Annotated in this window: 17 protein-coding genes; 7 read left to right on the top strand and 10 right to left on the bottom strand. The window is 66.3% G+C overall.

The features are described 5' to 3' along the window. Position 1 precedes the first annotated feature (1 nt). From LAQ73_RS05440 to LAQ73_RS05425, 4 genes are all read right to left on the bottom strand, one after another. Positions 2-1,489: an LVIVD repeat-containing protein gene (locus tag LAQ73_RS05440; RefSeq protein ID WP_224270222.1), complete on the bottom strand. Its 1,488-nt coding sequence runs from the start codon at positions 1,487-1,489 to the stop codon at positions 2-4. Between the two features lie 110 nt (positions 1,490-1,599). Beyond that, positions 1,600-2,568 carry an ROK family protein gene (locus LAQ73_RS05435; protein ID WP_224270221.1) on the bottom strand — a complete coding sequence of 323 codons (969 nt, stop codon included), beginning with the start codon at positions 2,566-2,568 and terminating at the stop codon, positions 1,600-1,602. 136 nt (positions 2,569-2,704) lie between these two features. Then, positions 2,705-3,397, bottom strand: coding sequence for a TIGR00266 family protein (locus tag LAQ73_RS05430; protein ID WP_224270220.1), 693 nt, complete (start codon positions 3,395-3,397; stop codon positions 2,705-2,707). A 61-nt stretch (positions 3,398-3,458) separates the two neighbouring features. Further along, positions 3,459-3,914, bottom strand: a complete 456-nt coding sequence (locus tag LAQ73_RS05425) for a universal stress protein (protein ID WP_224270219.1) — start codon at positions 3,912-3,914, stop codon at positions 3,459-3,461. Positions 3,915-4,084: 170 nt separating this feature from the next. Between LAQ73_RS05425 and LAQ73_RS05420 the strand changes: the two genes are divergently transcribed. Continuing rightward, a complete protein-coding gene (locus LAQ73_RS05420; RefSeq protein ID WP_224270218.1) occupies positions 4,085-4,822 on the top strand; it encodes an SDR family NAD(P)-dependent oxidoreductase in 738 nt (245 codons plus the stop codon). A gap of 344 nt (positions 4,823-5,166) precedes the next feature. Here LAQ73_RS05420 and LAQ73_RS05415 read toward each other — a convergent pair whose 3' ends face one another. Next, on the bottom strand, positions 5,167-5,550 hold the full coding sequence (locus LAQ73_RS05415; RefSeq protein ID WP_224270217.1) for a DUF5611 family protein: 384 nt from the start codon (positions 5,548-5,550) through the stop codon (positions 5,167-5,169). Between the two features lie 126 nt (positions 5,551-5,676). Then, complete coding sequence (locus tag LAQ73_RS05410; protein ID WP_224270216.1) at positions 5,677-6,531, bottom strand: DUF7093 family protein; 855 nt, start codon at positions 6,529-6,531, stop codon at positions 5,677-5,679. Between the two features lie 185 nt (positions 6,532-6,716). Between LAQ73_RS05410 and LAQ73_RS05405 the strand changes: the two genes are divergently transcribed. Both LAQ73_RS05405 and ygfZ read left to right on the top strand, forming a co-directional pair. After that, entirely contained in the window at positions 6,717-7,016 is a 300-nt protein-coding gene (locus tag LAQ73_RS05405) for a DUF6432 family protein (protein WP_224270215.1), read from the top strand. Between the two features lie 47 nt (positions 7,017-7,063). Then, entirely contained in the window at positions 7,064-8,161 is a 1,098-nt protein-coding gene (ygfZ, locus tag LAQ73_RS05400; RefSeq protein WP_224270214.1) for a CAF17-like 4Fe-4S cluster assembly/insertion protein YgfZ, read from the top strand. A 56-nt stretch (positions 8,162-8,217) separates the two neighbouring features. On the opposite strand, the gene LAQ73_RS05395 is transcribed toward ygfZ, so the two are convergent. The 3 genes from LAQ73_RS05395 to uvrA all read right to left on the bottom strand — a co-directional run bounded on the left by LAQ73_RS05395 (position 8,218) and on the right by uvrA (position 13,525). Next, entirely contained in the window at positions 8,218-9,297 is a 1,080-nt protein-coding gene (locus LAQ73_RS05395) for a geranylgeranyl reductase family protein (RefSeq protein WP_224270213.1), read from the bottom strand. A 65-nt stretch (positions 9,298-9,362) separates the two neighbouring features. After that, positions 9,363-10,355: a WD40/YVTN/BNR-like repeat-containing protein gene (locus LAQ73_RS05390; RefSeq protein ID WP_224270212.1), complete on the bottom strand. Its 993-nt coding sequence runs from the start codon at positions 10,353-10,355 to the stop codon at positions 9,363-9,365. Positions 10,356-10,570: 215 nt separating this feature from the next. Beyond that, complete coding sequence (gene uvrA / locus LAQ73_RS05385; RefSeq protein WP_224270211.1) at positions 10,571-13,525, bottom strand: excinuclease ABC subunit UvrA; 2,955 nt, start codon at positions 13,523-13,525, stop codon at positions 10,571-10,573. Between the two features lie 296 nt (positions 13,526-13,821). Between uvrA and LAQ73_RS05380 the strand changes: the two genes are divergently transcribed. Together LAQ73_RS05380 and LAQ73_RS05375 are read left to right on the top strand one after the other, a co-directional pair. After that, positions 13,822-14,760 carry a class I SAM-dependent methyltransferase gene (locus tag LAQ73_RS05380; RefSeq protein ID WP_224270210.1) on the top strand — a complete coding sequence of 313 codons (939 nt, stop codon included), beginning with the start codon at positions 13,822-13,824 and terminating at the stop codon, positions 14,758-14,760. A gap of 194 nt (positions 14,761-14,954) precedes the next feature. Further along, positions 14,955-15,902, top strand: coding sequence for an O-methyltransferase (locus LAQ73_RS05375; RefSeq protein ID WP_224270209.1), 948 nt, complete (start codon positions 14,955-14,957; stop codon positions 15,900-15,902). Positions 15,903-15,927: 25 nt separating this feature from the next. Here LAQ73_RS05375 and LAQ73_RS05370 read toward each other — a convergent pair whose 3' ends face one another. Beyond that, on the bottom strand, positions 15,928-16,278 hold the full coding sequence (locus tag LAQ73_RS05370; protein ID WP_224270208.1) for a cell division protein SepF: 351 nt from the start codon (positions 16,276-16,278) through the stop codon (positions 15,928-15,930). A 152-nt stretch (positions 16,279-16,430) separates the two neighbouring features. On the opposite strand from LAQ73_RS05370, the gene LAQ73_RS05365 reads away from it, so the two are divergent. Then, positions 16,431-16,916, top strand: a complete 486-nt coding sequence (locus LAQ73_RS05365) for a hypothetical protein (RefSeq protein WP_224270207.1) — start codon at positions 16,431-16,433, stop codon at positions 16,914-16,916. Then, complete coding sequence (locus LAQ73_RS05360; protein WP_224270206.1) at positions 16,913-18,250, top strand: glycosyltransferase family 2 protein; 1,338 nt, start codon at positions 16,913-16,915, stop codon at positions 18,248-18,250. The genes LAQ73_RS05365 and LAQ73_RS05360 overlap by 4 nt, the downstream gene beginning before the upstream one ends. The last annotated feature ends 117 nt before the right edge of the window (positions 18,251-18,367 follow it).

The raw sequence follows: 18,367 nt of genomic DNA, 5'->3' as shown, positions 1-18,367 counted from the left end.
GTTACTCGTTTTGTCCGTTCTTCTCTCGCCGGGTCGACCACCACGCGCCGACGCCGAGCGCCGCCACCGCGGTCCCGACGCCGAACCCGGGTGCGAGGATAGCCGACGAGTCGGCGTCGCCGCCGGTCGACCCCGGATTCGCCTCGTCGTTCGCGTCTCCGTTCTCGCGTTCCGGCGACTCGGTCGGTGTCAGCACGTCGACGCCGCTGGTCTCGGACTCCCCGAGCGATGGGGGATTCGCCTGCTGTCCCGCGTGGTCGGGGAAGACGTACAGCCGTCCGGTGGCGTCGTCGGTGCCCATGCTACTGGCGACGAACGTCTCTCCGGGGACGGCGAGGCGAGCGGTCCAGAAACTCGCGTGGCCGGGGTCGCGCCACCACGCGAGCTCCTCCGGGTTGGACGGGTCGGAGATGTCGTGACGCTTGACGCCGCCTCGGTACCAGGAGGTGTACAGTCGCTCGTCGCGGAGCTCGAAGTTGTGTGAGGTGGTCCAGACGCCGCCGTACGTCGGGTCCGGCGTCGGCGGCGGATCGATGGTCGACAGTTTCTGGGGGTCCGCCGGGTCCGAGACGTCCCACAGCTCGACGCCGCTCGGCCCGCCGACCAGTTCGCCGTCGGTCCCTTCGGCCCACGATTCCTTGCCGACGCCGAGCAGCGTTCCGTCCTCGTTCGTCGCCACGTAGTGGTCGTTACCCGGCGGCACGGTCGCCTCCCGTCGAGCGCGCTGGCCGTCGGAGACCGCGAGCGACGACGGCGAGGGACCGTCGAGGCGGCCGATCGTCTGCGGGTTCGTCGGGTCCGAGACGTCGAGCATCCACGTCCCGGCGTCCCAGTGGGCGAGGTACGCGACGCCGTCCTGTACCCACACGTCGTGAACGGTGCGGCGACCCGCCGAGACGTCGTCCCACGCGGAGTTCTCGTCCAAGAGTGACCACCGGGCGACCTCCCGCGGGTCGTCGTCGCGGAGGTCGACGGCGACGAGCGGATTGCGGTCGTACTCGTTGGCGGTGAGGTAGGCGTAGCCGCCGCTGAAATAGCAGTTGTGAATCGGGTAGTCGGTCTCGAAGAAAGCCAGCGTCTCCGGGTCCTGCGGGTTCGAGACGTCTTCGACGAGCAGCCCCGAGAGCGCGCCCGGAATGCCGTTGGCGGGGCCGACGACGAGCAGTCGGTCGCGAGCGTCGTCGAGTTTCACGTCCCACACCTGCCGCAGCGGTCCCCCTTCGCGCTCCGAGAGGAGCTCTCGACGCTCGGCGAGCAGTTCGGGTCGGTCGGCGACCGAGAGGTCGACGACGGCGTACCCACCGGTGGCGGCGACGAACGCTCGCTGTCCGTCGGGAGCGACGACGGCCTCTTTCGCCCCCCGGACGTCGACGAACCCGTAGGGGCGGTACGGCCCCGGGTGTGCGTCGACGCGACTCGTCGTCAGCGTCGGGACGGTCGAGAGACCGAGCGCGGCGGCGCTTCCGCGCAGCACGTCACGTCTGCGCATAGGTGGTGCTGTACGTGCAGGCGAATAAGCGACGCGTCTCCGTCGCCGGTGCGGTACCGTCGCGTCGGTCGCCCGTGCCCCTGCGCCGCGACGGGCGAATCAGCGCGGCATTAAAACCGCGCTCGGTCGCCCGTTCCACCGGTCATCGCACTGGCGAGCGCCCCGCGAACCACTACGTCGTCGCCGAGCGTCGTCAGTTGGATGTCGGGGACGTTGATGAACACCATCTCGTCCATCTTCCGGCGGATGGGGTCCATGATGAGATCGGGGTTGTTCAGCGCCACCGCGCCGCCGATGAAGACGATGAGCGGCGCGTAGGCGTGGATGGTGTTGGCGACGCCCATCGCGTTCCAGTGGCCGACCTGCTCGATGACGTAGTCGGCGAAATCGTCCTCGCCCGCGTGCTCGAACACGTCGATGGCGGAGAACTCCGGCTCTTCGACCGGGAGTGTCGTGTCGACGGGGTCCTCCGCGTGGAGCTCCTCTGCGTACCGCGGGATGTTGTTCCCCGAACAGTACGCCTCCCAGTGACCATCGTGGCCGCAGCCGCAGGTGCGGAAGCCGTGCGGGTCGATAGTCATGTGACCGACTTCGCCCGCGTTGCCGTCCCACCCGCTGAGCACCTCGCCGTCGACGCAGACGCCCGCGCCGATACCCGAGGAGATGGTGAGATACACCATGTCGTCGGGGTTGCGGTCCGAGTAAAAGCGCTCGCCGATGACGCCCGCGTTCGTGTCGTTGTGGAGGTAGAGTTCGTCGGTCTCCAGCAGTTTCGAAAGCGGCCCCGTCAGCGGGATGCGGTCGATGGTGTCGGGGAGGTTCGCCGGTTGCTCTATCGCGCCCTCGGCGAGGTCCAGCGGCCCGATAGAGCCGATGCCCGCGGCGACGACGTCCGTCGGGTCGACGCCCGCCTCGTCGCAGGCCTCGCGGACGACGCTGAGCACCTCCTCGGTGACCGCGATACCGGTCGGGCCGCGAGGCGTCGCGTGTTTCGTGTTTCCGATGATGGTTCCGTCGTCGTCGGCGACGACCGCTCGGACGTTCGTCGCGCCGAGGTCGACGCCCACGTAGTAGGCCATTGTATCCACAACCACCGTCCCGCCACTTAACTGCACAGATTCGATACGTCAGATTCCGGTTATCATGTCGCTTAATCTGCCCGTAGGGCGCCCCTACTGCACGTCTAGCGGTACCGTATAACAAATTACTCGATGTTTAGTTACTACTTCCGGCGTTCGAAGCGTTCGTCGGCAACTTCGGAATCAGCCACGTGAGCAGCGCGTCCGGACTACGGGTCTGCGTCCAGACGCGACCCGGTCCCTCAAACTCGCAGACCAGTCCCTCGCCGCTGAACAGCGTGGAACGAAAGCCGCCGACCGCGCGCACGTCGAACGTCGTCGTCGACTCGAAGGCGACGATGTGGCCCGTGTCGACGGTGTATCGCTCGCCTTCGGCCAGTTCGACCTCTCGAACTGCACCGTAACTGGAGAGAAACGCCGGGCCGGTTCCGTCGAGACGGAGCAGAAACAGCCCCTCACCGCCGAAGAACGACCGACCGCCGCCGAACTGCGTGTCCAGTTCGACGTCTCTGCCCGAAGCGAGATACGACCCCGACTGCACGAACAGCGTCTCGTCGTCGAGGTGGTAGTCCGCGATGTCGCCGGGAAGCGGCGGCGCGAGCGCTACCTCCCCGGCTTCGCGGGCGGTAAACGTGTTCTGAAAGAAGCTCTCGCCGCCCAGCAGGCTTCGCTTGAGCGATCCGAAGAGACCGCCGTCGGCGCTCGTCTCGATGTCGATGCCGTCGTCGTAACTGACCATCGACCCCGCCTCGGTACGGACCGTCTCACCGGGTTCCAGCGAGAGCGTTAACAGGGTGAACGTCGGGGCGAACTCGATTTCGTGCTCCATGTGAGTGTATGCCACACAGGGGTCGATGAGTGTTCGCCTCGCTCGCCTCGACCGCGGGGGTTCAGTTCTCCGAACGGACGAACGTCACCGGACACGGCGCTGATAGCATGACTTCCTGTGCGGTGCTGCCGAAGACGGCCTTTCCGGTCGGCGAGCGCTGTCGGCCGCCGACGATGATCTGGCCGGCACCGACGCTCGAAGCCAAGTCGACGATGCTCGTCCCGTGTTTGCCCACCGCGCCGCGAACTTCGTAGTCGACGCCGGCCTCGTCGAGCATCTTCGTGAGGTCGCGTATCGTCGCGTGCCGCGACGCCACGTCGTCGGGCGAGACCTCCTCGGCGGTCAGGTCGAACTCCAGTTTGTCGATCGTCTCGTCGTACTCCTGTCGGGTGAAGACGTGGCCGAGAACGACCGTCGCGCCGGTCGGCCCTGCGATGTCGACGGCGACCTCGCCGAGTCGGTCGATGCGCTCGGCGTCTCCGGCCCCGACTGCTAACAGAATCGTGTCTATTGCCATAACTAGCGGTAGTCACGTTCACAACTTAAACGTGACGACGGATTTACTCGGCGTCGAATAAATATTTTCAGCGCTCTGCAGTCGCTCTACGATGTCAATCGCTCTCGTGGAACATGTAGATTGTCCCCGCGACAGTCCACACTTTTGCTCGCGGTCGCCGACGTTCCGGTATGCTCGCTCCCGACCTCTCGGGTCGTACCGTTCTCGTCACCGGCAGCGCGAAAGGCATCGGCCGGGAACTGCTGCTCTCGGCGGCCGACTGCGGTGCCGACGTCGCCGTTCACTACTACTCAAGCGCCGACGAAGCCGGAGACGTCGCCTCGGAGGCCGAAAGTCGGGGAGTCTCGACGACGACGGTACAGGGCGACGTGACCGACCCCGAGAGCGTCGACGGCCTGTTCTCGGCCGCCGAATCCGCCCTCGGCACCGTCGACGTCCTCGTGAACAACGTCGGCGACTTCGCGCCGTTACACTGGGAGGACATCGAGTTCGACACCTGGCAGCGCGTCGTCGAGACGAACTTCTACGGGACGTATCTCTGCTCGAAGCGCGCGCTCTCGGGGATGCGAGAGGCCGACTGGGGTCGCATCGTCAACGTCGGCTACGCGGGCAGCGAGAAGGCGCTCGTCTACCCGAAGAACTTCCCGTACTTCGTCGCCAAAACTGGCGTGTTGATGTTCACGCGGATGCTCGCGGCCGACACCCAGAACAGCGAGATCACGGTCAACGCCGTTTCGCCGTACGTCGTCGAGAACTCCGACGAGTTCCCCGACGAACTGCCGCGGGGCCGCCCCGCCTCCTTCGAAGACGTCCAGCAGGCGGTGTTGTTCTTCCTCGACGAGGACAGCGGCTACATCAGCGGCGAGAACGTCGAGATCGACGGCGGATGGTTGCCCGAGACCCTATAAAACGACCTTTTGCGCTGCGGGCTGCCTCCGGCAGCCCTCGGCAAAAGCTCGGCCAAAAGCATTCGTCGCTCAGTTCGGCGGCTTCGCCGCCTCCCTTCGCTCCTCAGCCCGCTCGTTCGCTTCGCTCACTCGCGGCGCAACAGATAGCGACGACCGGCTGTGGGGGGTCGCCGCCAGCAGCCCCATCACGAGTGAGGGTGATAGCCCGAGCGAGTGGGCCGAGGAACCCTCGAAGGCGCGTCAGCGCTGAGGGGGTGACGCTGTGCTTTTAGTCCGAGAGCAGACGCTTTGCGTCTGCTAAGCCTTCGCGGTGAAGCCGCTCCGCAGCGCAAAAGGTGGGTGTTCTAGACGTCAGGCGCGTCGTCCTCGACGGCGCGCTTCATCGACTCGCGGCGAGATTTCGCGTCGCGGCCCGTCACTTCGAGGAGGAACTCGTTTTTGGCGTTGACGGCGTCCTGGGCGGCGTCGGCGTTGCCTTCCGCGATAACCTCGGCGGCGTCGCGCTCCTCGAAGTGGACGGCGAGTTGGTCCTTCTTGCCGCTGAACGTCGCCGCGCCGGCGATGATGCGCTCGAAGACGGGGTTGTCCGGTTCAGCGACGACGTACAGTTCGTGGCCGTCGTGGTCCTCCGTCCCGGTGACCGGACCGAAGTAGCGTTCGATGGTCGCTTTGAGGTCCGGCGCGTTCTCCTCGAGCGTCTCGCCGCGTCGCATCTTGTACTGCTTCATGCGCCACCGTTTGCGAGGGGATGGTTTACTTGTTTCGTCCGGGCCTGCCCTATATACCCGTGTGAGAGGCTGACGGGTGATTTGTCGCGCTCCTCGCTTCCCTCGACCGCTGGAAAAAAGCCTCGATTACCGCTTGCGCTCTGCGATGTAGCCCCGGCGGCAGTCCGGACAGATGTCGCCCGCGCGGAGTGAACTGCCGTTCGACGGACGGGTGAGCCCGCACTCGGGACAGACGTACTCCGTCGGCACGTCCTCGATCTGGGTCTCCAGTTCGACCGCGGCGTTCTCGGCGCGCGTGAACCCCTCTGCGGTGTCGCTGGCGCCGTTGAGATCTCCGTTACCGTTGGCGATGAACTCCGCGTCGTACCCGTCGCGGCCCTCGTAGTCGGTGTCGTAGTCGTTTCGCTCCGGCGCGAGGCCGCCGAACGTCACGTCCGTCGGCGACCCGTCGGAGGGTTCGGCGTCGAACCCCTCGTCCTCGCCGCCGACCTCCGGCCACGGCGTCGGGTCGTCCTCGGAGGTCGCGTCGGCGTCTGCGCCGTCTCCGCCCGCGCTTTCAATCTCTTCGACCGTCGGCATCCGGTCATCTCTCCCGTCGCCGACGTTCGCCTCGGGCCACTCACCCGGTTGGCGCTCGGGTTCCGGCTCCGGCTCGTCCTCGTCGTCGAGGATGATGCCGTCGTCCTCCTCGGCGCTCTGCGGCGGCTCGAACTCGTCGCCGTCGTTGAACTGCTCCTCGATCGTGTCGCCGGTGAGCTCCGTCTCGGCGGCGAACTCGCCCGTCTCCTCGTCGTCGGCCGCTGACCCGGTACCCGGGATGGCCGTGACTTCCTTGTTCTCGCTGACGACTTGTGTCTCGCCGCAGCGGATACAGGTCTTCACCTCGCGGATGGTGACGACCCTCTCTTCGCCGTTTTCCTCCCGCTCGCGCTCTAACTCCGGTTCGTCGAAGTCGTGCCCGAGCAGACACCTGAGTCCCATTAGCGGGACTTCCGACCTCCGTAACTAAAAACTACCCCCTCGGTGTCTGACGCCTGGCCGACGCCACCGAGGCGGATAGACCGGTCTCCACTCGAACACGACAGAAAAAACTGACAGTAGTCCAATCACGATAGTCGGAACAACCCGCCGGTAACGGTAAACCGGTCGGGGAGAATGCATAGCATATGAGAGCCAAGCGGGAGTATCGCAATAGAGGCGGCGTGGAAGTCGCGGTACTCGACGCGCTCGTCGACCGAGCCGACGACGGAATGACGGTTCTGGAACTGCGAGCCGCGGTCGACGCCGACATCGACACGCTGGAATCGGCGCTGGCGGAGCTGAAAGCCGACGGTCTCATCACCGTCGACCAGACCCGGGAGCGAGTCCTCATCATGCCCGCCGACTGCGTCGTCCCCGACGCCGACGAGACCGTCGAGAACGAGCAGAGCCTCTTCGACGCGGTTCGAGACCGCCTCGGTCTCTGAAGTCAGGTGGACACCGTTTTTACTGCGTGCCGACCTATCTCTCGGCGATGACTCTCGTCGGAGACCTCCACGACGACCACGGCGCGACCTACGAGACGCGCGACGACCGCCGCGTCGTCGCCCACTACGGTCGCCCCGAGCGCACGCACAGAGCGGTCAGACACGGCGTCGGCGTCATCGAGATGGGTTACGGCGTCGTCGTCGTCGAAGGCGACGACCGAATCGAGTACGTCGACAACGTCGTCTCGAACCGCGTCCCGCGCGAGGACGGCGAGGGAACGTACGCGCTCCTTCTGGACCCGCAGGGCCGCATCGAGGCGGACATGTACGTCTACAACGCCGGCGAGCGACTGCTGCTGTTCACGCCGCCACAGGTCACCGAGTCGCTCGTCGCCGACTGGCAGGAGAAGGTGTTCATCCAGGACGTCGAGATCCGCAACGCCTCGACCGACTTCGGCGTCTTCGGCGTCCACGGCCCCCAGTCGACGGAGAAGGTCGCCTCCGTGCTCAACGGCGCGGGCGCGCCGGAACCACATCTCTCGTTCGTCCGCGGGTCGATGGGCGACGCGGGCGTAACCGTCGTCGCCGCCGACGCACCGACCGGCGAGGAAGGCTACGAGATCGTCTGCGCGGCCGCCGACGCGCCCGACGTGTTCGCGACGCTGCTCGTTCACGGGCTGAACGCCGTTCCGTTCGGCTACCGGACGTGGGAGACGCTCACCGCTGAGGCCGGCACGCCGCTTTTCGCCTCCGAGCTCGACGGCCGCCTGCCGAACGTCCTCGGCGTCCGCAACGCGCTCGACTTCTCGAAGGGCTGTTTCGTCGGTCAGGAGGTCGTCTCGAAGGTCGAAAACCGCGGCCGGCCGAGCAAGCGCCTCGTCGGTCTGCTCCCCGACGCGCTCCCCGAGGCCGGCGCGGCCGTGTTCGACGGCGACGCCTCGGTCGGTGAGGTGACCCGCGCCGTCGGCAGTCCGACGCTCGACCACGCTATCGCGCTCGCGCTCGTCGACTTCGACGTCGAAGCGACCGACCTGTCGGTGCGCGTCGACGGCGAGTCGGTTCCGGCGACGCGGACGGACCTCCCGTTCGTCGACGGGAGCGACCGCTCGGGGCGGTTGCCGACGTACGAGGCGCTGACGCAGTAAGCAGAGAGCGACGAGAAGAACGGACTCGGCGACTACGAGAAGAACGCGTTCGACTGCTACGAGAAGAACGCTTTCAACTGTTCTGCCGAGAACAGCGACGACGGTCGGTCCATATGGACGCCGATTTTCCCCGAGAGCGCCTTCAGGCCGGCGCGCTGGACGGGCTCCGGCAAGGAATAGGCGCGGCGAACCCAGTGGCCGAGTCGAATCTCCCGTTCGAGGTCCGCGCGCCACGCCGTCTCGTAGTCGCCGAGCGTCCGCGGGCGGTCGGGGTCGATCTCGCGGACCGCGTGGTCGGCGGCGGTCATGCCGTAGAGGATACCGCCGCCGGTGAACGGTTTCGTCTGGGCGGCGGCGTCCCCGACGAGAAACACCCGTCGGGAGGTGACCGACGGCGGCGGGCCGATGGGTATCGCGCCCGAGCAGAAGTGACTCGTCTCCACGTCGTAGGTGTCGGTCAGCACGTCGAACATCTCTCTGACCTCCTTGCCCGGCGGTGCGGCCAGTCCGTACTCGACGCCCGCCTCGCCGCGGGGGATGCGCCACGCGAAAAAGCGCGGGACGGTGAGGTGGACGTCGACGAAGTCGCCGTGGTCCGGGTCGTCGTCGAACGCCAAAACTCCGTGAAGCAACTCGCCCGGTTCCGGCAGGCCGACCTCGCGGCGGACCTTCGAGACGGGGCCGTCGCAGCCGGCAACCATCTTCGCCTCGAACGTCTCCTCCTCGCCGCCGACGCTCGCCGTGACGGTGACGCCGTCGGCGTGCTCTCGGACGTCGGTGACGGTGTGGCCCTCGCGCACGTCGGCCCCGGCGTCGCGGGCGGCGTCGGCGAGCGTCCGGTCGAGTCCGACGCGGTCGATGACGTTCGATATCTCCTCGTCCTTGTAGAAGGGGTTCGCGTCGGTGTCGGGGCCGCCGACGCGGAAGTTCGCGCCGTAGATGCGGTTCTGGAACAGTTTCTCTTTCGCCGCGTCGGGGACGTACTCCCAGATGTCGGTGCTGACGTGTCCCGAACACGCCAGTGGGGTGCCGACCTCCCCTTTTTCGAGCGCGAGCACGTCGTACCCCTCCTCGGCGGCGCGACGGGCGAAGCGCGCGCCGGCGGGACCGACGCCGACCACGACGAAATCGTACATCGGTCGTGAGTGACCCGCCGAACGACTATATACCTTCTCGGTTCGACTCGGCGCGCGCACTGCGACTACGACTCCGCGACCACCGCCAACCCGCGCGCAGTCTGCGACTCGTACGCCTCCGGCCACGGGATGTCGACGCGGTCCCACGTCTTCCCGCTGTTGGGCGACCGGAACAGACCGCGGTTCGACAGCGCGTAGAACGACCCGCTGTCGTCCGTCGAGAGCACCGGGCGCGTGACGCCCTCGCCGGTCGGGAGGCCGTCGAGTCGTTTCCACGCTTCGCCGGGACGGCGTCGATAGACGTACGTCTCGGCCGAGTCGGCGTTGTGTGCCGTCCGCGCGCCGCTGGCCGCCGAGACGAGCACGTTCTTCGCCTCGCGCCCCACGGCGACGCTCCAGCAGTAGCGGTGGTCCAGCCCCTCCTGCGGGTGGTCCCACGTCTCGCCGCCGTCGTCGCTCTCTGCGTAGCCGTCGCCCGCTGCCGACCACACTCGGTCAGGCGCGTCCGGGTGCGTCGTCAGGCTGTGATTGTCGCGTCGCGCCGAGGGGACGCGGTCCTCCCACGTCTCGCCGCCGTCGTGGGTCTGCACCAGCGCACCCGCCTCGATGCCGACGTAGAGATGGTCGGCGTCGGAGGGGTCGACCTCTATCCAGCGGACGTGGTGGGTGTGGGGCCGCGGCGGGAACGACCAGTCGTCCGCCGACGGGAGCTCTGTCAGCCCCTCGCACTCCTCCCACGAGTCGCCGCCGTCGTCCGAGCGATACACCGCGCTGGGTTCGGTACCAGCCCAGATGCGGTCGGAGTCGGTCGGGTCGACGGCCACCGACATCACCGGGTCGGTGAGCGTCTCGTCACCGACGCGGTGCCACGTCTGTCCTTCGTTGTCGCTCCGCCAGAGACCCGCATCGAACGTCCCACAGAACGCCGTTTTCCCGTCGGGTGCGACGCCGAGACACTCGATGTCGCGGTCGGCCAATCGCTTGTCGACGAGCCACTCGCCGGGACCGCCGCGGACCACGAGGAGGACGTTCCGCAACGCTGCGTACTGTGTTGTCATACCCCGCGGTTTGGTCGCGGCGTAGATAAGCGCGCCGCCGATTTCCCGGACCGTTCGCCGGACGAGAGTTTACAACCGATAGAGAGTCCAGACGCTCTCGATGTAACGTCGTACCGCGACGGGGTCGAGGCGGGTGTCCGGCGAACCCCTCGCGAAAGACGTCCCTCCGCCGGCTGTTCGCCCTTCCCGAGCGTCTGCGCTCTTCGTCTCCGCGCTCAGTCGTCGGTCGTCGGCTTCGCGGGTTCGCGCTGGTCGGCGCGCGGTCCCTCGATATCGACGGCCGGGAGCATGTCGCGGAGGTAGCGGCCGGTGTACGACGACTCCTCGCGGGCGACCTCCTCGGGCGTCCCGGCGGCGACGACTTCGCCGCCGTTCTCGCCGCCTTCCGGACCCAAATCGAGGACGTGGTCGGCGTTTTTCACCAGATCGAGCTCGTGTTCGATGACGGCGACGGTACTGCCGTTGTCGACGAGGCGGTGCAGCACGTCGATGAGCTTTCGCTCGTCCTCTTTGTGCAGCCCCGTCGTCGGCTCGTCGAGCAGGTACAGCGTGTCGCCGGTGTCTTTCTTCCCCAGTTCCTCGGCGAGTTTGATGCGCTGGGCCTCGCCGCCCGAGAGCGTCGTCGACGGCTGGCCGAGCGTCATGTAACCGAGGCCGACGTCCTTGAGCAGCTGGAGGCGTCGCCGAATCTGGGAGTTCGCCTCGAAGAACTCGTAGGCCTCGTCGACCTCCATGCCGAGTACGTCGGCGATGGTCTTGCCCTTGTACGTCACGTCGAGCGTCTCGTCGTTGTAGCGTGCGCCGCCGCACTCCTCGCAGGGGACGTACACGTCCGAGAGGAAGTTCATCTCGATTTTGACGTCACCCTGGCCGCCGCACTCCTCGCAGCGACCGCCCTTGACGTTGAACGAGAAGCGACCCTTCTCGTAGCCGCGCTGCTTCGAGAGCTTCGTCTCGGCGAACAGATCGCGGACGTAGTCGAAGACGCCGGTGTACGTCGCCGGGTTCGACCGCGGCGTCCGCCCGATGGGCGACTGGTCGATGAGACGCACCGTCTCGATTCGGTCGATGCCCTCGATGGCGTCGTGGTCGCCGGGGTCGACGGAGGTGTTGTTGTTCATCTCGCGGGCCAGTCCCTTGTAGAGGATGTCGTGTATGAGCGTCGACTTCCCGGACCCCGAGACGCCCGTAATCGCCGTGAACGTGCCGAGCGGGAGCGACACGTCAAGGTCCTTCAGGTTGTGCTGGCGCGCGCCTCGAACCGTGAGCTCGCCGTCGGGCCCGCGCCGCGTCTCGGGCACCGGAACGTCCTTTCGTCCCGAGAGGTAGTCGGCTGTGATGGAGTTGTCCGCCTCGCATACCTCGTCGAAGTCGCCTTGCACGACGATGTCACCGCCTCGCTTGCCCGGCCCGGGACCCATGTCGATGATGTTGTCCGCACGGCGCATCGTCTCCTCGTCGTGTTCGACGACGAGCAGCGTGTTACCGAGGTCGCGCAGGCCTTCGAGCGTGTCGAGCAGTTTGTCGTTGTCGCGCTGGTGGAGGCCGATAGACGGTTCGTCGAGCACGTACAGCACGCCGACGAGTCCGGACCCGACCTGCGTCGCCAGCCGAATCCGCTGGCTCTCGCCGCCGGAGAGCGTCGACGCCTCCCGGTCGAGCGTCAGGTAGTCGAGACCGACCTCGGTCATGAAGCCGAGTCGCGCGCGAATCTCCTTGAGAATCTCCTCGGCGATGGTCCGCTCGCGGTCGGTGAGGTCCGCCTCCAGGCTCTCGAAATGCGCGAGCGCGTCGCCGATACTCATCCGGTTCACCTCGGTGATGGCGATGCCGTCGATGTAGACAGAACGCGACTGGGGCTTCAGGCGCGTGCCGTTGCAGGCCGGACAGGTCGTCACGGCCATGTACTCCTCGATGTGCTCGCGGGTGCCTTTCGACTCCGTCTCGATGTGGCGGCGTTCGAGGTTCGGGATGACGCCCTCGAACCGCTTCGTCTTCCGGCGGACGCCGTTTCGCGTCTGGCGCTCGAAGACGACCTGTCGGTCGGTGCCGTAGAGGAACTGCCGCTGCACGTCGTCGTCGAGATCCTCGAACGGCGTCGAGACGCTGACCCCGAAGTGCTCGGCGACCGAGTCGAGTCGCGTCCGGTAGTACGACCGCTTGTAGCTCCACGGCTCGAAGACGTGTTTGATGGGTTTCGAGGGGTCCTCGACGACGAGCTCGGGGTCTATCTCCTTGGTGTTGCCGATGCCCTCACACTCGGGACACGCGCCGTGCGGCGAGTTGAAGGAGAACGACCGCGTCTCGATTTCGGAGAAGTCGATGCCGCAGTGCGTGCAGGCGAGTTCCTCGGAGAACTCGACGACGAGGCGCTCGTCGCCACCGCCGGCGAGGTCGCCGGTCGCGCGGGCCTCGGTGCCGAGGTGGAACTCGTCGGCCGCGGGCGGGTCGGGAACGATGACCTTCAGCACGCCGTCGGCCTCTTCGAGCACCGTCTCGACGGAGTCGGTGATACGCGAGCGCGCTTCCGCCGATATCTTCACTCGGTCGACGACGACGTCGACGGTGTGGTCGTAGTTCTCGTCGAGGTCGGGTTTCTCCATCGCGAGGTCGTACTCCTCGCCGTCGACTTCGACGCGGGAGTACCCCTCTGAGACGAGTTCGTCGAACAGGTCCTCGAACGCGCCTTTCTGGTCGCGGACGACCGGCGCGGCGATCTTCGCGCGGGTCCCCTCGGGGAGTTCGAGGATGCGCCGCACCATCTGCTGGGCGCTCTGCTCGCCGACCTCGCGGCCGCACTCCGGACAGTGCGGCGTGCCGACGCGAGCGTACAGGAGGCGGAGGTAGTCGTGGAGTTCGGTGACGGTGCCCACCGTCGAGCGGGGGTTGTTCGCGGCGTTCTTCTGGTCGATGGAGATCGCCGGCGAGAGCCCTTCGACGGACTCGACCTGCGGTTTGTCCATCTGCCCGAGGAAGTTCCGGGCGTACGCCGACAACGACTCGATGTATCGACGCTGCCCTTCGGCGTAGATCGTCTCGAACGCGAGCGACGACTTCCCGGACCCCGACAGCCCCGTGACCACCGTGAACGTTTCACGTGGGATGCGCACGTCGAGATCTTTGAGGTTGTGTTCTTCGGCCCCTCGGACCTCGATGTAGTCCTTACTCATCTGGAAGCACGCTATGTCGGGGATACCTGAATACTCGTCGGTTCCGAGTGATATCGACTCACACAGAATGGTGACCATACAGCCGTTATTCGGCCCCTTCCGAATCCCGAACACTGTACTCAGTGCCCGTCACCGGGTCGAAATAGGGGAATTCCCGAAACGGAACGCCCGGTTCCTCCAACCACTAGTTGAAGAATTACATACAGTAAAAACTGTCTAACGGATAAAGAGAATTGTCTAATTCTGGAGATATTCATCGGCACGTACTTTTAGTGGCTAGACTCGTAGGTACATCCATGCTGGTTCGGCATGTCAAGCGCGCACGACAGAAGACGTTCGACGCTATTCCTGAGTGGGTGAGACCCGCGGTGCGGAAAGCGTTCTACGTTCTCCATCCCAATGCGTCGTGGGAGACGTTCAAAGAGAAAGAGCTCACCCGCCAAGCGTTCATCGAGCAGTTCTTCGACAGCGAAGCGGAACTCGAGGCGTACGAAGCGGAGTTCATGAACGGCGTCATCGCCGAGAATCTCAGACGCGCGTACCAAGAACTCGGCAACGAGACCTTCTACGACATCCACAAGGCCGACTGCGTGCGGTACTACGCGTACATCCGGAAGTACAAGCCGCAGACAGTCGTCGAGACGGGCGTCTTCCACGGCGTGTCGACGCTGGCGATTCTCGCCGCGCTCGACAGAAACGACTCCGGGACGCTCTACTCCATCGACTACTCGTCGCTTCTGGATCCGACCGACGAAGCCGACGTAGCACGGTACGAGCGTCGTCGTCCGTCCTGTTCACAGCGCGACAGCCACCTCATTCCCGCCGACAAGGAACCGGGCTGGGTCGTCCCCGAGAAGCTCCACGACCGGTGGGAGTTCGTCACCGGCCGCAGCCAGCGCGAACTCCCGAAACTGCTGTCGAAACTGGAGTCGGTCGATATGTTCGTCCACGATTCGGAGCACTCGAAGACGGGGATGCTGTTCGAGTTCGACCTCGCGTGGGAACACCTTGCCCCCGGCGGGATGCTCTTTTCGCACCACGCCGGCTGGAACGACGCGTTCGACACGTTCGTCACCGAGCGTGCCCCTAACGCCGAGTACGGCAAGACCGCCGTCCACTACATCCACTTCGACAAACACAGCCAACCGGGATGGGGTAAGTACGCCCGAAAGCCGCTCACCGCATCGACGGCCGGGGCGTCTCCGCTCGAACCCCAACTGGTATCGGACGACTAACTGGGGGCCGCTCGGGTCGCTGTCTCGGTAATTCGCACGCTGGCCCGGCCGAACTCGCTGTGGCCGCGTCTTCGCGCTCTCTCTTTCGCCGACCGCCGGCGACGCACGAACGGAGCCCATTCCCCGGAGAAGCCGGATATTACGCGTTGCTACGGTGCATCTAATTATATCGGAGTACGTTGTCACGTAGAGGTATGCAGGTCCCGTCTCTCAGCCGCGTACGTCGTGCTGCATACACGAGCGCCCCCTCGTGGACCAAACCGCTGGCGACGAGATGTTTCTACACGCTACACCCCGGTGCATCCTGGTCGCTGTACGAACGCAAAACCCGTTCCCGCGAGCTGTTCGTCGACCGCTTCTTCGACAGTAGAGCGGAGTTCGAGGCGTACGAAGCGGAGTTCAATCAGGGTCCTGTTCCCGGCCTGTTGTACGAAGCGTGGCAGGAACACTCGCAACCGATCTACGACTCTCACAAGGAGGAGTGCGTCCGTTACTACGCGCTCGTCCGGAAGCTTCGACCCACGTCGGTCGTCGAGACGGGCGTCTACAACGGCGTGTCGACGCTGGCGATTCTCGCCGCGCTCTCGGTGAACGACCACGGCACGCTGTACTCCATCGACTGCTCGGCGCAGCTCGACGAACTCGACCCCGAGACGAAACGACACTACGAGCGACGCCGCCCCTCCTGCTGTGAGGACGGCAGCCACCTCCTCCCGGCGGGCAAGCAACCCGGTTGGATCGTCCCCGACGACCTCCGCGAACGCTGGCAACTCGTCACCGGACGCCCGCAGCAGGAACTCCCGCAGCTCTTGGAGGAGATCGGCGAGATAGAGCTGTTCGTCCACGATTCGGAGCACTCGAAGACGGGGATGCTGTTCGAGTTCGACCTCGCGTGGGAACATCTCGCTCCCGGTGGCATCCTCGTCTCGCCGCACGTCGGCTGGAACGACGCGTTCGACACGTTCGTCACCGAGCGAGCGCCCGAAGCCCAGCACGGTGAACTCGCCGTCCACTACGTCTACTTCGACGAGTACGACGGCCCCGGCTGGTGTCGGTACGCGCAAAAACCGGCCGCGAGTCGTGATGCGACCAACGGGCCCCGACGCGTCGAGACGGTCCCGAAACCCGTCGCGGACGACTGACCGCGAGAGACGCTCGTCGCGCAGTTCAGTTCAGTTTCTGCCGCGCGATGCGGACGCCCGTCGGCGCGAGAATGAGTTGGTCGTCGCCTTTCTGGACGATGTCGCCGTCGACTTCGCGGGCGACCTGCTGGAGTTCGTCGACGATGTGTTCGACCGTCCGGTCCTGCGTCCGGAGGCGCGTGATGTCCGCGATGACGAAGTCGCCGTCGTAGACGGCGTCTTTGATGGCGATGACGTCCTGCTGACCGGCGATTTCGGCGATGTGGACCGTCATTCCCGCCTCGCCCTGTGCGGTGTCGAAGTCGTCGAGGTTCAGTTCGACGTAGTCCTCGGTGGAGCGCTGTCCGTTCCCGAGAATCTTGCTCATAATACCCATGCCACCTACAGTGGCGGGTCGCCAAATAGTTCTTACGTCAGACGGCCGCCGACGCCGGTCGACCCGCTTCCGACGGACCGGCTCCGTCGCAAACACCCCATCGAAGCGACGGGTCCCCGAACACCTTTCTGTCGCCTTCTGGTCTCTACCGTGTGAGTTCCGCATCGTCCGACCCCGTCGACCGTATCGCGGACCGAACCGACCGGGCGTTCCGAGACCACCCGCTCGTCACCGGCGTCTGGGCCGGTCTCATCGGGACGGCCGTGATGACGTTGTTTCGACTCCCTGTCGCGCGCTCGCTCCCGCCGACGGGCGCGTTCTGGGAGCAGTACGCGGGCGGCGACCCCGACGCGCTCGGGCCCGCGTTCCTGCTGCACTTTCTCTACGGCGCGGGCGGCGGCGTCGCCTTCGTCCCAGTCGAGCGAACGCTCCGCGACCGAGGGCTGACGACGTCGCTCGCCGTCGGTGTCCTCTACAGCCTCGCGCTCTCGGTGTTCGGCACGCAGGTCGTCCTCGGCCGTCTGCTGGGGATGGACCTCGACCACGACGAAGCGGTCGTCTTCCACGCCGGTCACGTCGTCTACGGCCTCACGATCGGCATCTGGTTCGGCACCCGAGAACCGCACGACGGTCGATGAAGGTCGAGACGCCGGGCGACGGCGACGTGAGACGGGCGGGGGCGACCGTCGCCGCGGCGACAGTCGTCGCGTCGGCGCTCTGTGCGCCCGCGCTCGTGTTCGAGTGGTACGTGCCGCTCTTTCTCGGTCTCTGCGCACTCGCCGCCGTCGGCGGCGTTCTCAGAGCGATTCTCGTGACGGCTGTCGCCTGCCTGCCGAACCCCGACCCACCGGAGCGCCCGACGGACCCGCCGACGGTGAGCGTCGTCGTCACGGCGTACAACGACGCCGACGCGCTCCGAGAGACGCTCGCTGGCTGTGCCGCGCTCGACTACCCCGCCGACCGGGTGCAACTGCTCATCGGGTACGAAGCGGCGTCGACGGACGGCACGGCGGCGGTCGCACGACGCGCCGCCGCGGCCGACTCCCGCGTCCGTGCCGTAGAGCGGTCGAAGCCGCCCGGGGGGAAGGCGGCGGCGGTCAACCACGTACTGCCGTACGTCGACGGCGAGATCGTCGCGAGTCTCGACGCCGGACAGCGTCTCGCGCCCGATTCGGTCTCGCGGGCGGTCGGCTGGTTGGCGGCCGACTGCGACGTCTGGTGTGTCAAAGGTCGAAGCTACGGACGGAACGCCGGCGAGTCGCTGCTGTCGCTCTGCGTGACCGTCGAACGACATCTCGCCGAGCGACTGGCGTTCGTCGCGCGTTCGCGTCTCGGCTGGTTCACGCTCTTTACCGGCGGCCAAGCGTTCTTTCGGACGGAGACGCTGACCCGACTCGGTCCCTTCGACGAGACCGTGTTGCTCGAAGACGTGGAGATGGCGACGCGAATCCACACTCGCGGGGGGAGTGTCCGCGTCGACCCGGCCATCGTCGCCACCGAACTGAATCCGGCGACGCTGTCGGCGTGGGGAAGCCAGCGTCGGCGGTGGGCCCGCGGCGGAATGCAGGTCGCCCGGCGGTCGCTCGGCGACCTGCTCCGCAGTCCGCACACGTCCGTACTGACCCGCCTCGACGCCGCCTACACGTTCGCCGCGTTGCTGTCGGTTCCGGTCGTCGTGCTCCTCTCCCCGGCCGCCGTCGCCGAGGCAGACGCGGCCGTGGAGCTCGCGGCGGCCGCTCCCGCGTCCCGGTGGCTACCGCTCTGTTCGCTGCTGTCGCTTTCGCTTCCCTACGCGCTCTTTCTCCGGGACGGCCTCGACGGTCGCCGTCACGACCCCCGCGAGTACGTCGCCCCGGTTCTCCTTCCGGCGTATTTCGCCCTCCAGAGCGCGGTGGTTCTGGCGGCGTTTCTCGACGAGTTCGTTCTTCGACGACCCTCGGTGTACGTCACGAGTCGGCGCGACGGGGAGTAAGTCGGCGCGACCGAGAGTGAATCGGCGCGACCGAGAGTGAATCGGCGCGACCGAGAGTGAATCGACACGACGGGGAGTCGACGCGGAACGTCGCGGAGGGTGAGAGGGTGAGTCGCT

The sequence above is a fragment of the Haloprofundus salinisoli genome (assembly GCF_020097815.1).
Classification (GTDB): Archaea; Halobacteriota; Halobacteria; order Halobacteriales; family Haloferacaceae; genus Haloprofundus; species Haloprofundus salinisoli.
This window is presented reverse-complemented; position numbering and strand designations above follow the sequence as displayed.

Excerpts from the sequence above, each read along its gene's own strand:
- LAQ73_RS05440 (WP_224270222.1), bottom strand. The coding sequence starts at position 1,489 with ATGCGCAGACGTGACGTGCTGCGCGGAAGCGCCGCCGCGCTCGGTCTC.
- LAQ73_RS05435 (WP_224270221.1), bottom strand. The coding sequence starts at position 2,568 with ATGGCCTACTACGTGGGCGTCGACCTCGGCGCGACGAACGTCCGAGCG.
- LAQ73_RS05430 (WP_224270220.1), bottom strand. The coding sequence starts at position 3,397 with ATGGAGCACGAAATCGAGTTCGCCCCGACGTTCACCCTGTTAACGCTC.
- LAQ73_RS05425 (WP_224270219.1), bottom strand. The coding sequence starts at position 3,914 with ATGGCAATAGACACGATTCTGTTAGCAGTCGGGGCCGGAGACGCCGAG.
- LAQ73_RS05420 (WP_224270218.1), top strand. The coding sequence starts at position 4,085 with ATGCTCGCTCCCGACCTCTCGGGTCGTACCGTTCTCGTCACCGGCAGC.
- LAQ73_RS05415 (WP_224270217.1), bottom strand. The coding sequence starts at position 5,550 with ATGAAGCAGTACAAGATGCGACGCGGCGAGACGCTCGAGGAGAACGCG.
- LAQ73_RS05410 (WP_224270216.1), bottom strand. The coding sequence starts at position 6,531 with ATGGGACTCAGGTGTCTGCTCGGGCACGACTTCGACGAACCGGAGTTA.
- LAQ73_RS05405 (WP_224270215.1), top strand. The coding sequence starts at position 6,717 with ATGAGAGCCAAGCGGGAGTATCGCAATAGAGGCGGCGTGGAAGTCGCG.
- ygfZ (WP_224270214.1), top strand. The coding sequence starts at position 7,064 with ATGACTCTCGTCGGAGACCTCCACGACGACCACGGCGCGACCTACGAG.
- LAQ73_RS05395 (WP_224270213.1), bottom strand. The coding sequence starts at position 9,297 with ATGTACGATTTCGTCGTGGTCGGCGTCGGTCCCGCCGGCGCGCGCTTC.
- LAQ73_RS05390 (WP_224270212.1), bottom strand. The coding sequence starts at position 10,355 with ATGACAACACAGTACGCAGCGTTGCGGAACGTCCTCCTCGTGGTCCGC.
- uvrA (WP_224270211.1), bottom strand. The coding sequence starts at position 13,525 with ATGAGTAAGGACTACATCGAGGTCCGAGGGGCCGAAGAACACAACCTC.
- LAQ73_RS05380 (WP_224270210.1), top strand. The coding sequence starts at position 13,822 with ATGCTGGTTCGGCATGTCAAGCGCGCACGACAGAAGACGTTCGACGCT.
- LAQ73_RS05375 (WP_224270209.1), top strand. The coding sequence starts at position 14,955 with ATGCAGGTCCCGTCTCTCAGCCGCGTACGTCGTGCTGCATACACGAGC.
- LAQ73_RS05370 (WP_224270208.1), bottom strand. The coding sequence starts at position 16,278 with ATGGGTATTATGAGCAAGATTCTCGGGAACGGACAGCGCTCCACCGAG.
- LAQ73_RS05360 (WP_224270206.1), top strand. The coding sequence starts at position 16,913 with ATGAAGGTCGAGACGCCGGGCGACGGCGACGTGAGACGGGCGGGGGCG.